This is a genomic window from Enterococcus sp. R12, from assembly GCF_058135755.1.
Genome location: NZ_CM176874.1, coordinates 1,631,799 through 1,644,835, shown reverse-complemented (window position 1 = coordinate 1,644,835; position 13,037 = coordinate 1,631,799). Strand labels below are relative to the sequence as shown.

The 13,037-nt window shown below is 42.5% G+C and carries 12 protein-coding genes; 2 read left to right on the top strand and 10 right to left on the bottom strand.

Translation table 11 applies throughout. The features are described from left to right. Positions 1 to 125: 125 nt before the first annotated feature. Together hemW and ACTW1R_RS07580 are read right to left on the bottom strand one after the other, a co-directional pair. Positions 126 to 1,316 carry a radical SAM family heme chaperone HemW gene (gene hemW / locus ACTW1R_RS07585; protein WP_086295222.1) on the bottom strand — a complete coding sequence of 397 codons (1,191 nt, stop codon included), beginning with the start codon at positions 1,314 to 1,316 and terminating at the stop codon, positions 126 to 128. 441 nt (positions 1,317 to 1,757) lie between these two features. Next, positions 1,758 to 2,405, bottom strand: a complete 648-nt coding sequence (locus ACTW1R_RS07580) for a hypothetical protein (protein WP_015509594.1) — start codon at positions 2,403 to 2,405, stop codon at positions 1,758 to 1,760. A gap of 117 nt (positions 2,406 to 2,522) precedes the next feature. Between ACTW1R_RS07580 and ACTW1R_RS07575 the strand changes: the two genes are divergently transcribed. Continuing rightward, a complete protein-coding gene (locus tag ACTW1R_RS07575; protein ID WP_086338285.1) occupies positions 2,523 to 3,389 on the top strand; it encodes an aldo/keto reductase in 867 nt (288 codons plus the stop codon). Positions 3,390 to 3,525: 136 nt separating this feature from the next. Here ACTW1R_RS07575 and iadA read toward each other — a convergent pair whose 3' ends face one another. From iadA to truB, 4 genes are all read right to left on the bottom strand, one after another. Further along, positions 3,526 to 4,710, bottom strand: coding sequence for a beta-aspartyl-peptidase (iadA, locus tag ACTW1R_RS07570; RefSeq protein ID WP_086338286.1), 1,185 nt, complete (start codon positions 4,708 to 4,710; stop codon positions 3,526 to 3,528). A 30-nt stretch (positions 4,711 to 4,740) separates the two neighbouring features. Continuing rightward, a complete protein-coding gene (yfcC, locus tag ACTW1R_RS07565; RefSeq protein ID WP_170927566.1) occupies positions 4,741 to 6,432 on the bottom strand; it encodes a putative basic amino acid antiporter YfcC in 1,692 nt (563 codons plus the stop codon). Between the two features lie 239 nt (positions 6,433 to 6,671). After that, positions 6,672 to 7,625, bottom strand: a complete 954-nt coding sequence (gene ribF / locus ACTW1R_RS07560; protein ID WP_015509590.1) for a riboflavin biosynthesis protein RibF — start codon at positions 7,623 to 7,625, stop codon at positions 6,672 to 6,674. 2 nt (positions 7,626 to 7,627) lie between these two features. Further along, positions 7,628 to 8,554 carry a tRNA pseudouridine(55) synthase TruB gene (gene truB, locus ACTW1R_RS07555; protein ID WP_074536424.1) on the bottom strand — a complete coding sequence of 309 codons (927 nt, stop codon included), beginning with the start codon at positions 8,552 to 8,554 and terminating at the stop codon, positions 7,628 to 7,630. 122 nt (positions 8,555 to 8,676) lie between these two features. On the opposite strand from truB, the gene ACTW1R_RS07550 reads away from it, so the two are divergent. Further along, positions 8,677 to 9,255, top strand: coding sequence for a phosphatase PAP2 family protein (locus tag ACTW1R_RS07550; protein WP_015509588.1), 579 nt, complete (start codon positions 8,677 to 8,679; stop codon positions 9,253 to 9,255). A 51-nt stretch (positions 9,256 to 9,306) separates the two neighbouring features. Here the strand turns inward: ACTW1R_RS07550 and rbfA are convergent, their stop codons facing one another. From rbfA to rnpM, 4 genes are read right to left on the bottom strand one after another with little or no spacing between them, the layout of a single operon-like run. After that, a complete protein-coding gene (gene rbfA, locus ACTW1R_RS07545) occupies positions 9,307 to 9,657 on the bottom strand; it encodes a 30S ribosome-binding factor RbfA (RefSeq protein WP_005225925.1) in 351 nt (116 codons plus the stop codon). 33 nt (positions 9,658 to 9,690) lie between these two features. After that, positions 9,691 to 12,423 carry a translation initiation factor IF-2 gene (infB, locus tag ACTW1R_RS07540; RefSeq protein ID WP_311904041.1) on the bottom strand — a complete coding sequence of 911 codons (2,733 nt, stop codon included), beginning with the start codon at positions 12,421 to 12,423 and terminating at the stop codon, positions 9,691 to 9,693. A gap of 12 nt (positions 12,424 to 12,435) precedes the next feature. Next, the gene (locus tag ACTW1R_RS07535; protein WP_015509584.1) at positions 12,436 to 12,738 is read right to left on the bottom strand and encodes a YlxQ-related RNA-binding protein; all 303 of its coding nucleotides are present in this window, start codon (positions 12,736 to 12,738) and stop codon (positions 12,436 to 12,438) included. Then, entirely contained in the window at positions 12,731 to 13,027 is a 297-nt protein-coding gene (rnpM, locus tag ACTW1R_RS07530; protein ID WP_005225922.1) for an RNase P modulator RnpM, read from the bottom strand. Before rnpM ends, ACTW1R_RS07535 begins: the two co-directional genes overlap by 8 nt. Between the last annotated feature and the right edge of the window lie 10 nt (positions 13,028 to 13,037).

The following is a 13,037-nucleotide window of genomic DNA, read 5'->3' as shown; positions in this document are numbered from 1 at the left end:
TACCATATTTGCTAGGAATGTCAAGTATTTGCATCACTTTTTTAGCACTCTTTCTAAGAGAGTGCTAAAAAAAGAAATCAAAAAAGAAGCAGCGCGAAATGGCTACTTCTCTTCCTTGTTCTTTCTTATTTTTCTCCATCCAAGAGAAATGCTTCAAACACTTCGTTGCCAATGAACATCCCAGCTTTCGTTAAAAAGACACGATCACCTTGACTAGCCAACCAGCCTTTTTGAATCAACTGTTCGCTAGTTGAACCATAGATTTCCTGAAAAGACTTCCCGAATTTTTCTGCAAAGCGTATTTTTGAAATGCCAGCCTTTTTACGAAGGCCTAAAAACAGTTCCTCTTCCATTTGATTACTGGTTGTCAATTCTTCGGTTTCATGGATTGGCAATTGATTTTCCTGTAATGGTTTCAAATAATGCTGGATTGGACCTTTATTCTTGTAGCGGGTCTGTCCAAGATACCCGCTGGCGCCTGCCCCAAAGCCAAAATAATGTTCATTGTTCCAATACACTAGATTATGCAAGGACTCATACCCTGGTCGTGCAAAATTACTGATTTCATATTGATTCAAGCCAGCTTTTGTCATCGCGGCGATCGCCTCATCAAACATCTGCGTTTCAGCTTCTTGAGAAGGCAGCGCCATTCTCCCTTGGCGAACCCAGTTCATAAACATGGTTTTGTTTTCTAAAATCAAGGAATACATCGCATAGTGAGGCAACCCGAGATCAATCGCTCGCGTCAGTGTATCACGGAAGCTTTCTATGCTTTGTCCCGGAAGTGCATAAATCAAATCGATCGTCACATTCTGAAAATCATGTTTTTCCAGCAGCTGAATGGTTGAATAAACATCTTCAGCGGTATGCTTGCGGCCAATTTTTTTAAGCAAGCGATTATCAAAGGTTTGGACCCCCATCGACAAGCGAGTGACTTGATGGTTTTTCAAAACCAGCATTTTTTCTTCACTCAAATCACCAGGATTTGCTTCCACGGTAAACTCTTTGGTTGTGTGGGTCGGCAGCAATTCATGCACACCTGAAAGCAATCGATCCAGCTGGTTCGCCGAAAGCGACGTTGGCGTCCCACCGCCGATATAAATTGTTTCCGCCTCATTGATAGGCTGACGCAAGAGGGTCAGCTCAATTTCTTTTAGTAACGCTTCGATGTACTCATCCACTGGCTGCCCTTCTAAAAACACTTTGTTGAAGTCACAGTAATAGCAGATATGTTCACAGAATGGTATATGTATATACGCAGAAATATTTTGCGCGCTTTTTGTAGATGGATCGTTTATTGTTTGACCTTCAGGCATTCCTAAGTGATTCTCCTCTACCTTCTTTTTACTCCCATCGCTGAGAGCATCGGCACTCATTGTAGCATAGTTCTTAGAATTCTCCTATCACTTGGACTATTTTGGGCAAGAAAAAACACCACTTCCAAGAAGTGATGTCTTCAAATAGTCATAGCAAAAATTAAGAGCACTACTCTTATTAAGTACGGTAAAATACCGCTTTTGTTCTTATCCCACCCAGAAAAAAATCTGTTTGTTACAAGAACTAACACTTCCCCCAAACTGTTAGCGCCACAATAGATAAGCTGTTGCTGACGGCTTACTTAACAAGAGCAGGACTCTTATTCTTGAAAGACAATTGCTTGTCTTATCTGACTTAAGTATACCTTTTTTAAAAAATTAAGTCCTATCATCTTTTTCACCAGTCTATGAAAACGATGAGAATTATCCCCTTGGCGACCGTTATAGAATGTGCAGCAAAATATCGATCAGATAGCGGATCAACCGATACGCAATAAATAAGAAGAAAATATTTCCCAGCAAGAATTGAAAAACATTGCCGATCGATCCCTTAAAGGAGCGAAAGCTGAAATAACGCGACCAACGATTGAACCCGTTTTGGCGATTTCGTTTCAAACGATACGCTTCATCATACTTCATTTCCAAGAGGTCATAGTAAAAAATCATCAAGGGTTGTTGCACAAAGAAAACTTTTTTATAGCCTGCCATCAACGTGTACTGCTTATTATTGGAAGGGAAGTTGCGATTGCCGTTTTTCTTCACGCGCATCGTTGTTCCATCGTTCATTGGGAACGCATAATGATCCTCGAATTCTGTCAGTTGATGAATTTGCGGCACCTGATTTTCTTCTTCAAAAGCACGTACGACCTCACTCGCTTTCTGAGAAAGTGAAACCAGCCACGCCATCATCCCTAGCAAAATACCTAGCAAGATGATATTTAAAAGCAAACTTTCTTGTAACAAAAATAAATAACCTAAGATAATCAAAATCGCCACACCTAGGGCAATCATTCTTCTACGGAAATAACTGCGATACATCAATTCAAAAGAGCGCCGATAATAGGCAAAATCTTCTTTTACAAAATCCATTTTTTCCACATCTTTCTGCGTTTAGGTTGCTGATAATGTATCAAAGATCCTTTTGAAAGTCAATTTACCGAAAAAGTTTCAGCGTCTGATTTGTTTCAAACAAGAAAACGTTTTATAATGGAAGATGTAACAAAAAAAAGCGATGAAAGTAGGTTGAGATACGTGATATTACAAGAAACATTTACCTTGCAGAACAAACTGACGATTCCTAAGATTGGCCTTGGAACCTGGCAATCTTCTCCAGAAGATGCTTACAACGCCACAAAATTTGCCATTCAAAACGGTTATCGACATGTCGATACAGCGGCAGCTTACAAAAACGAAGAAGCGGTTGGGAAAGCTGTGCGCGATTCAGGCGTTGCCCGCGAAGAAATTTTTGTTACCACGAAAGTACCTGCTGAGTTGAAGACCTATCAAGAAGCGGTTGATAGCATTGATGCTTCTCTAAAAAAACTTGACTTAGGGTATATCGATTTGATTTTGATCCACGCTCCTCGTCCTTGGAAAATCATGGGAAACAATCCAGAAAACAAAGATTTTCATCTTGAAAACATCGATGTTTGGAAAGCACTAGAAGAAGCCTACTTAAGTGGGAAAGTAAAATCAATTGGTGTTTCCAACTTCGATCAAAAAGATTTACAGAATATTTTTGATCATTGCGATGTGAAACCGATGGTCAACCAGTTTGTTTACCATATTGGACGTACAAATGAAGAGTTATTGGCATTTTGTAAAGACCACGAAATTTTAGTGGAAGGCTATTCTCCAATCGCCACTGGTCGTTTACTCGATAACGATGCAGTGAAGACGATTGCGGAAGCTTATGGAAAATCTATTCCACAACTTTCAATTCGTTACTTGCTACAAAAAGACATTCTGCCATTGCCAAAATCCGTTCATGAAGAATACATTGCTGACAATGCTAAAGTTGACTTTGAAATTTCTGAAGAAGACATGAAGAAATTGGATGAGCTGCAAGCTTAAGAATGCTTGCGTTTAATTGAAAAAAGCAGTCCGATCAAGTCCAGTAAATACTGGTCATGGATCGGGCTGCTTATTTTCTTCTACAACTCTGTTTAGAAAAACAACCATTTCTTAGTTTGTCAAAGCTGGAATCTTCTTATGTTAGTTGCTCAAAGGTACCCCACACTTTTACTTCTTGTTTTTCTACCATCGTTCTGCCTTTCGCTAGAACCGTTTCTACTGTTAATGTTTCTTTGTTCAGCAAACAAATATCAGCATCCATCCCTGCTGCAAGACGTCCCTTTTGATCAAGCTTCAATACTTTCGCTGGATTAGAAGTGATTGCTCGAATGGCGATCTCCAATGGAATCTGCTCTTTTTGGACTGCTTCTTTAATGCCTACCATCAAGGCTCGCGAACTACCGACACCCAGACCTATGAATTGATTGTTTTCATCAAAGTACGGGAGGCTACCTTGCCCATCAGAGGTCATGGTAAATTGATCCAGCCCGATCCCTTCTGCTAACAAACGCTTCAATCCTTTACTGAAGCGAACCTCATCGTCTTCTTTTTCCCAGAAATCAGGATCCTCACTCGCCGTAAAATCAATCGTTCCACCCATTTTTGCAAAAGCAATACTTGCTTCGAAAAGCTCGCTGGTCCGATTGGCATGTGTCGGTAAAAATTGGCTGATTGGAATCTCTGTTTCTTCGATGGTTCGTAAAAGTAGCTCATATTTTCTCTTTCCTCCACCTAAGTGGACGTTTACGATGCCTGCTTTTCCAGAAAGCATCCCACCAACACGGGCATCCGCCACCGCGCGGGTAAATTCTTCGAAACTCGGTTGTGAAGAACGATGGTCAGAAACGGCAATTTCACCGATACCAATGATTTTGTCAATAGTCAAAAAATCTTGAATGATAGAATCGGTGACCGGAGTCAATGGCAATCGATAAGAACCGTCATACAAGTACGTCGTGATGCCTTCTGCCTCTAGTCCACGGGCCTTACTGATCAAGGCAGTCATATCTCTGCCTACTCCGTCAGTACCCAAACACCCAACCACTGTCGTTACCCCCGCTGAGGTCAGCTGAGACAATTTCACTTCTGGTGTCCGGTTCTGAAAGCCGCCTTCCCCGCCACCTCCTAAGATATGAAAGTGGCAGTCAATAAAGCCGGGAACAGCAAGTAACCCTGTGCCATCGATTTCTTCAAGAGGAACCCCTGAGAATCCTCCTTCGATCGAATCTTCAATAGCAATGATCTTGTCTTCGCTTAAAAGAATATCTTTTTTTCCTAAATAGTCAGGCGCATAAACCTCCGCTTGTCGTATCACCTTCATGAGTGCTTCCTCCTCGTGTCTGATTGCTTCTTATTGCAAGCCGATCGCGACTGCAATAAAGATGAAGATCGTTCCTAATACAAATAAGAACCCTTGCATTTTGATCTGGAATTTCGCCCATTTCACCCATTCGATTCTTGCGACACCTAGCACACCGATCAGACTTGCCGATACTGGAGTGAAGGCATCCATGAAGCCTGAGCCTAATTGATAAGCCAATACAGCGATCTGTCTTGAAACACCTAAAAGATCAGCTAATGGCGCCATGATCGGCATGGTCAATGCAGCCTGACCTGAATTGGAGGTCACGATCAAATTGAAGAAGCTTTGGAAAATGTACATGAACCATGCCCCAATAAATGCTGGAACATTGCTTAACAAACCACCGATGCTGTGCAAAATCGTATTCAAGGCTGACGGCACGTTGGCATCAGAACCGCCGAGAACCAGAAGAATCCCTTTGGCCATCCCTACAACGATTGCAGTTCCCGCTAATTCTGAGGCCCCTGATTGAAAGGCACTCGCCACATCATTCAAGCCCATATTTTCTAATTTGAAAAGAACCGCTATGATTCCTGCCCCTAAGCCCATAACAAAGAATTGAGAAGCGATCTCTGGAATATAATAGCCTTTTTGTGTCACACCCCATACGATCCAGATCAAGACCGCCAGCATTTCAACCAAGATCAATTTATGACCTAATAAAAATGGTTTTTGCTCACTGGAGGTTTTTTCAAGATGATTTCGAAAATACGCATCTGATTGATACGTGAGCGATTTCTCAGGATTCTTGCGAATTCTTTCGGCATAGATCATGAGGTATCCTGCGGATAATGCGGTAACCACGACCCACATGATGATTCGGAACGTTGCGCCTGAAAGAACGGGAATACCTGCGATCCCTTGAGCCACTGCCACACTAAATGGACTCATCCACGAGGTGGCATTCCCAATCTGGGAGGCGACATAGGTGACAGTGACCGCCACGATCGAGTCATACCCTAATGCGATCACGAAAGGCACCATGACCATCGAAAACGGAATGACTTCTTCTGCCATCCCAAAAGTAGCACCACCAAATGAAAAAGCAAAGAACAACAGCGGCAATGCCAAACGTTCTAATCCACGGGTTTTGCTGATAAATGCAAAGATCCCCGCATCGATCGCTCCCGTTTGCATGATAATACCAAATGCACCACCGACCACTAAAATCAGTGCTGCAATCCCTACTGCTGAGCCGTATTTGTCGCCAGAAACCAACCCTTCAAAAACAAAATTTAAAAAGCCGAAACCGCCAAAGTCATCGGTTCCCCAAACCTTGGCTGTTTTATGCAGTTTTTCTGAAGTATCATAAATCTTTTCGCCATAAAGGCTGTAAAGGGTGTCATCCGTTAGCCCGACCTCATCTAATTGACTCTGAGACAACTCTTTAGGCCCTTCAGCTAGAACAGCTGCTAAAGCCTCAGGATCGACATCTAATTCTTCCAGCTCTTGTGGATCGTCTTCCAATTGATTCAACTGTTGATAGACGTATTCGTTATCTAACGGGTAGGCATAACGAAACGAATCTTGCATCAAGACCGTTCTGGTACTTATGTCCCCATTTGCATCGGTATACTCGATTTCTTGTGTACTAAATTTCCCAGCAGGAACTAAGAAAGTCAGCAACCATGCCAACAGCACGACCCCAAAGATGATGACATACGTATGCGGCGTTTTCATTTTGGTTAAATCTTTCTTTTCTTTCCCCTTTTTCGCTTTTTTTCCAATTGTCACTTTTTCTCTCCCTTTCCCTTTGCAGCGTACTGCATAAATTATCATTTTAGCCTATTTTTTAGTATATCGAAAAAACGTTTTTTCCTCATGGGGAAAGCATTAGAATTCAAATAAACTACGTTATAAAAAGAGAGAAAAAGAAAAAGTGAAAAGAAGCCAGAAACGCTTCTTTTCACTACGAATGACTAGTTTTCTTCAGAAAGCCCATCAAAATAAGCTTCAGTGTCTCGTTCATCTTGCTTTAATTGCTCGATCAACGCTTGTGCGCCATTGAAAGCGACTTGATCACGTAAGAAATGATGCCAACGGATCGCCACGGTTTCACCATAGATATCTTGGTGAAAATCGAGAATATAAATCTCTACTGTTAACTGGCGCCCTTGACCAAACGTATCATTGTGACCAATCGATCCCATCGATGGATACCACTTGTCACCAACTTTGATTTCCGTCACATAGACGCCTTCTTTTGGCAACCGAACGGTGCTCTTCACTTTGATATTTGCGGTTGGAAACCCAAGTTCTCGTCCTCTAGCATCACCGTGAACGACGGTTCCTTCAAATTCATAAATATACCCTAACAAGCGATTGACTTGCGCCATATCACCATTTTGTAGTGCAGAGCGAATGCGTGTGGAGCTGACCTTTTCCTCATGAAACGATTCTTGCGCGACAGTCACGACTTCAAAACGTCCTTCTGCATAGGTTGGCAAAAGCGCCATGTTGGCTATCTCTTTCTTGCCATAGGTATAGTCAAAACCTGCAACAACAACTTTTGCATGCAGTCCGATCATGTATTCATCTACAAATACTTGCGGTGCCAAATTTGCAAAAGCAGAAGTAAATTCAATGATATAAAGAATATCTACCCCAAGTTGTTCCATGTGCGCTTCTTTTTGCGGCAAACTGGTCAGGTATTGCATTTTTTCAGGATCAACCTTTTGAAAAACGATCGAGGGATGCTGATTAAAGGTCATCAACGCCAATTTTAACCCTTTCTCCTCTGCAATCTTTCGTCCTGTTTCAATGACTTTTTGATGACCTAAATGCACGCCATCGAAAAAGCCTAAAACTAAGACGATCTCCTCCTCAGGAATCGCTGCGTGATCATAAGGGTGTCTTATTTCAATGATTTCCATATTCATTCTCCTATTTCTGTACGGATGACTTTTACCGGTTTCATCATATCCTGGTATTTGTCATGAGCTTTATAGATACTGATCAATTGTTCTCGATAAAAAATCGCCACTAATTCCTCTGGGCGCTTTGGTAATCCAAACGCGCTGAAGGGCAAACGCATGCCATTTTTTACTTTCTGCCAGAGGTCTGCATCGATCGTCACTTGAAGAAATTCTGATACCCCGTATTCTAAAGGTAGTAGTAGTTCCGAAACACGTTGTTCATCGACTGCCTTTTGCACCTCTGCAATCGTGTAGGATTGTTCTTTTGAAAAACCACCGCTTTTTAGGCGAGTCAAATCAGACATATGCGCGGGTACACCCAGCAATTTCCCTGTGTCGACCGCTAATGTGCGAACATAGGTCCCTTTTCCACAAGCAACTTCAAAACGCCAGCTTTGCGTATTGTCCTCATGAATAATCGGCTCTGAAATTCGTTCAAAGGAATAAATTTCTGCTTTGCGCTGTGGCCGCTCGACAGTTTCATTGTTACGAGCATATTCGTAAAGTCGTTTGCCATTGACTTTGACCGCCGAATACATCGGCGGGATCTGGGTAATCGTCCCCGTCAACTGTTTCATTGCCTGATCGATCTCTTCCTTCGTAAACGGACGAGTTAGTGCTTGTTGTTCAACGATATCCCCCGACCGATCTTCTGTAGTGGTACTGAAGCCCAAAGTGATTTCCCCGGTATAGACTTTTCCAGAATCAACCAAGTATTCGACGATCTTCGTTCCTTTTCCGATACAAATGGGCAAGACACCATCCACGTCAGGATCTAGTGTGCCGCTGTGTCCGATTTTTTTTGTCTTTAATATTTTTCGTAATTTAAACACGCAGTCGTGACTTGTTTGTCCACGCTCTTTCCATAATGGTAAAATCCCGTCCATCGTATTCCTCCATTTCACTTCAACTTGCTTATTATAACATATAAAAAAAATTCATTGCACGACAAAATCCTTTTCGCTCTTTCTCATTACATGATAAACTAAGCATATAAGGAGGTCCTAAAATGGTTGTTTTAACGATAGGGTCATTTATTGGATTTGCCATTTTTTTGATCATGATTCAGCTCGGCACGATGCAGCGTTGGGAAGAAGCGTTTGCTTTGCAGATCATCCAAAGCCGTACGCCCTCTTTGACGCGCATGATGCACTTTTTTACCAATTTAGGAAAAGCCTTTCCGACAGTTGCGATCGCTTTACTGTTGTTTGCCTTTCCATCATCGCGGGCGGATCTTGCACCAAAAACAGCAGTCAGTATCTTCATAGTATCAGCAGCTGCTTACTTGATCAAACGAATCGTCCGACGAGATCGTCCTATTGATCATCGTTTAGTTGAAGAAAAAGATCACAGCTTTCCTAGTGCTCATGCTGCCACATCCGCTGCCATGTATGGAACGATCGCCTTGAATCTTGGACAATTGGTTCCCTCAGCTGTCATCCCGATGACCTTACTGGCAATTTTGCTTAGCTTTATGATTGGCTTTAGCAGAGTCTACTTAGGGATCCATTTTTTAACAGATGTGATCGGTGGTTGGCTCTTAGGGGCAGGTGTTGCTGGACTGGTTACTTTACTGATGAATTCCTGATGCTTTTTCCAAATAAAAAAGAACAGCTTCGACTGGAAGCTGTTCTTTTTTTTATTCTTCTGAGTGCAATGCGCGAATCATTTCATCAATTTTATTCCCGTATTGTACAGATTCATCCAACTCGAATTGGATTTCTGGAACTTTGTAGAGCGTTAGCGCTTGGCCTAGTTCACGACGAACCAACCCAGTTGCTTTTTCCAGTCCTGCTTGGGCTTTTTGCTTATCTGAAGCCAAGTCCGTCAAGGTGCTGTAAAAGATCGTTGCTTGCTGCAAATCTCCAGTTACTCGTACATCTGTGATCGTCACATCTTGCACGCGAGGATCACGAACTTTTTTACGAAGAATTTGATTGACTTCTTTTAAGATTTCTTGCGCCACTCGGCGATCTCGATAGTTAGCCATTCAAAAAGCCTCCTTGTATAGTTGTCATTTCGTTTATTTTGTTGGTACTTCTTCCATGACATAGCCTTCGATCACATCATCGACTTTTACGTCGTTAAATTTCTCGATCATCGCGCCACATTCAAATCCTAGCTTCACTTCTTTGACATCGTCTTTGAAGCGTTTCAAGCTGGCAAGTTTGCCTTCATAGATGACGATACCGTCACGAATCACCCGTACACCACTGTCACGGCGAATGCTGCCTTCCGTCACATAGCAACCAGCGATCGTACCAACTTTAGAAACTTTGTAGGTTTCACGAACGATCATTTGACCGGTGATTTTTTCTTCAAATTCAGGATCAAGCATCCCTTTCATCGCTGTTTCGATTTCTTCGATCGCTTTGTAGATAATGCGATGCAAACGAATATCGACTTCTTCTGCTTCTGCTTGCTGTTTGGCTTGCGGTGTAGGGCGGACGTTGAATCCGATGATGATGGCATTACTTGCTGCTGCTAGCGTTACGTCACTTTCATTAATGGCACCAACGGCTGAATGGACGATGTTTACTCGCACACCTTCAACATCGATTTTCTTCAATGACGCAGCTAACGCTTCGGCTGAACCTTGTACGTCTGCTTTGATGATGACGTTCACTTCTTTCAGTTCGCCTTCTTTTAGACTTTCAAACAAGTTATCCAATGTCACACGACTGCTTGATGCACGTTGTTCCATCAAGGCACGTTTTGCACGTTCTTCACCTGCTGCCCGAGCCGTTTTTTCATCTTCAAAGGTAACGAAACGGTCACCTGCTTGAGGGACATCGTTCAATCCTGTGATTTCGACTGGCGTTGCAGGTCCAGCTGCTTTATCACGACGACCTAAATCATTCGTCATCACGCGGACACGACCGAAAGTGTTCCCTACAACGATTGGATCACCAACATGAAGAGTTCCTTGTTGTACCAATAGTGTTGCTACAGGACCTTTGCCTTTATCAAGGCGCGCTTCAATAACGGTACCGATCGCTCGTTGGGTAGGATCAGCTTTCAAATCTTCGACTTCTGCTACTAAGAGGATCATTTCAAGCAATTCTTCAATGTTTTGCCCAAATTTCGCTGAGATTTCAACGAAGATCGTATCCCCACCCCAAGCTTCTGGGATCAACTCATGTTCACTTAATTCTTGCATCACATGTTGAGGGTTAGCACCTGGTTTATCGATTTTGTTAACTGCAACGATGATTGGCACTTTTGCTGCTTTCGCATGGTTGATCGCTTCCACCGTTTGCGGCATGACACCATCATCAGCTGCGACAACTAAAATCGTAATATCAGTGATACTTGCTCCCCGTGCACGCATACTGGTGAACGCCGCGTGTCCAGGAGTATCTAAGAAAGTGATTGGTTTGCCATTGATGTCGATTTGGTAAGCCCCAATATGCTGCGTGATTCCTCCAGCTTCACCACTTGTTACGCGTGAATGACGTAATGTATCAAGCAATGTTGTTTTCCCGTGGTCAACGTGACCCATGATGGTAACAACAGGTGGTCGTGATACTAAATTCTCTTCAATTTGTTCTTCTGCTTCGAAGAATTTATCGATATCTGCGATATCCACTTGAACTTTTTCTTGTGGTTCGATTCCGTAATCGGTAGCAAGCAGTTCAATCGTATCTTTATCTAAAGGTTGGTTTTGATTGACCATAACCCCCATCATAAAGAGCTTCTTGATGATCTCTGCTGGTTCACGGTAGATTTTTTTCGCGATATCCGCTACGTTCATGCCTTCTGTATATTCCAATACTTCTGGCAGTTCACGGAATTTACGTGCTGGAACTGGCGGTTTCTTTTCCGTCTGCTGACGGCCTTTTTTCCCTTTTTTGTTAAATTTATTGCGATTGTTGTTGTTGAAATTGTTATTGCGTCCACCGTAATTTGACTTGCCGCGGTTTTGATTTCCTCCACGGGAATCATTCGAGCCTTGCGTACGGTTGTTGTTGCGGTCTGCCCCTTGCGTATTTCCTGCAGATTGAGCGGCTGGACGGTTTTGTTGCCCTTGATTGTTCGGACGATTTTGTTGTCCTTGGTTGTTTGGACGGTTTTGCTGTCCTTGGTTATTCGGACGATTTTGTTGCCCTTGGTTGTTTGGACGGTTTTGTTGCCCTTGGTTGTTTGGACGGTTTTGTTGTCCTTGATTGTTTGGACGGTTTTGTTGTCCTTGATTGTTTGGGCGATTTTGTTGCCCTTGATTATTCGGACGGTTTTGTTGCCCTTGATTGTTCGGACGGTTTTGCTGTCCTTGATTATTCGGACGGTTTTGTTGTCCTTGGTTTGTTGGGCGGTTTTGTTGCCCATGATTGTTACGATTCTCTTGGTTATTCACTCGATTATGACTTCCTTGGTTATTTGGTCTGTTACTTCCTTGACTGTTCGTGCGCTCTACTTGTCCTTGACCAGCAGGACGGTTATTGCTTTGCGTAGTTCGCTGTTGACTTTGATTGTTATGACGGTTTTGGAAGTTAGGATTATTTCTTTGCGTTTTAAATTTCTTTTGTTCTTGTTTTTCCGGCTGGTTGGCTGGTTTCTGATTTGCGGGATTTGAGTTTGCAGATGTTTTACCATTTGGATTGCCGCCTAATGACTGCTGCAATTTCTGCGCCTCTCCATCTGAGATCGCGCCCATATGATTTTTGACATCAAAGCCTAAAGATTGTGCTTTTTCAACAACCTCTTTGCTCGATTTGTTCCATTCTTTTGCAAGTTCATAAATTCTTTTTTTCCCCATGCAATCACCTTCCTAACCTAATATTAATTCCTGCACCTTCCTTGCAAATCCTTGATCTAAGATGCCAATGACCATTCTTGGTTTCCCAATGGCCGCGCTGATTTCATCAGCAGAAAATGCATCTAGGAGCGGAATTTCGTAATAAGAACTTTTGTCCTTAATTTTCTTTTGTGTATTTTTACCAGCATCACTGGCGACAATGACCAAAGCAGCTTTCTCATTGCGAATCTCTTTTAAGGTCATTTCTTCACCAGTCACTAATTTCCCAGCACGCATGGCTAGTCCTAACATATTTAATGCTTTGGTTTTATTCATTTGCAAATAACTCTTTTCGCGCTTTTTGGTGCGTTACATAGTCCAATAGTTCTTGGTAAAATTCATCTGTTAATTTCGTTTCCAGCACCCGATCTAAGATCCGCTTATCCCATGCTTTTTGGGCTTCAGCCGGTTCGATCGCTATATAAGCTCCTCGACCGGGCATTTTTCCTGTTGGATCGATGGAAACAACGCCTTCTTTTGAACGAGTGATACGAAGCATTTCTTTCTTAGGCAACATTTCGCCTGAAATCACTGATTTTCGTAAAGGAATTTTTCGTTTTTTTATCACGATCTCA

Bases quoted from the DNA above. Each gene is read 5' to 3' on its own strand.
- hemW (WP_086295222.1), bottom strand. From the start codon at position 1,316: ATGCCTGAAGGTCAAACAATAAACGATCCATCTACAAAAAGCGCGCAA.
- ACTW1R_RS07580 (WP_015509594.1), bottom strand. From the start codon at position 2,405: ATGGATTTTGTAAAAGAAGATTTTGCCTATTATCGGCGCTCTTTTGAA.
- ACTW1R_RS07575 (WP_086338285.1), top strand. From the start codon at position 2,523: ATGGAAGATGTAACAAAAAAAAGCGATGAAAGTAGGTTGAGATACGTG.
- iadA (WP_086338286.1), bottom strand. From the start codon at position 4,710: ATGAAGGTGATACGACAAGCGGAGGTTTATGCGCCTGACTATTTAGGA.
- yfcC (WP_170927566.1), bottom strand. From the start codon at position 6,432: ATGAAAACGCCGCATACGTATGTCATCATCTTTGGGGTCGTGCTGTTG.
- ribF (WP_015509590.1), bottom strand. From the start codon at position 7,625: ATGGAAATCATTGAAATAAGACACCCTTATGATCACGCAGCGATTCCT.
- truB (WP_074536424.1), bottom strand. From the start codon at position 8,554: ATGGACGGGATTTTACCATTATGGAAAGAGCGTGGACAAACAAGTCAC.
- ACTW1R_RS07550 (WP_015509588.1), top strand. From the start codon at position 8,677: ATGGTTGTTTTAACGATAGGGTCATTTATTGGATTTGCCATTTTTTTG.
- rbfA (WP_005225925.1), bottom strand. From the start codon at position 9,657: ATGGCTAACTATCGAGATCGCCGAGTGGCGCAAGAAATCTTAAAAGAA.
- infB (WP_311904041.1), bottom strand. From the start codon at position 12,423: ATGGGGAAAAAAAGAATTTATGAACTTGCAAAAGAATGGAACAAATCG.
- ACTW1R_RS07535 (WP_015509584.1), bottom strand. From the start codon at position 12,738: ATGAATAAAACCAAAGCATTAAATATGTTAGGACTAGCCATGCGTGCT.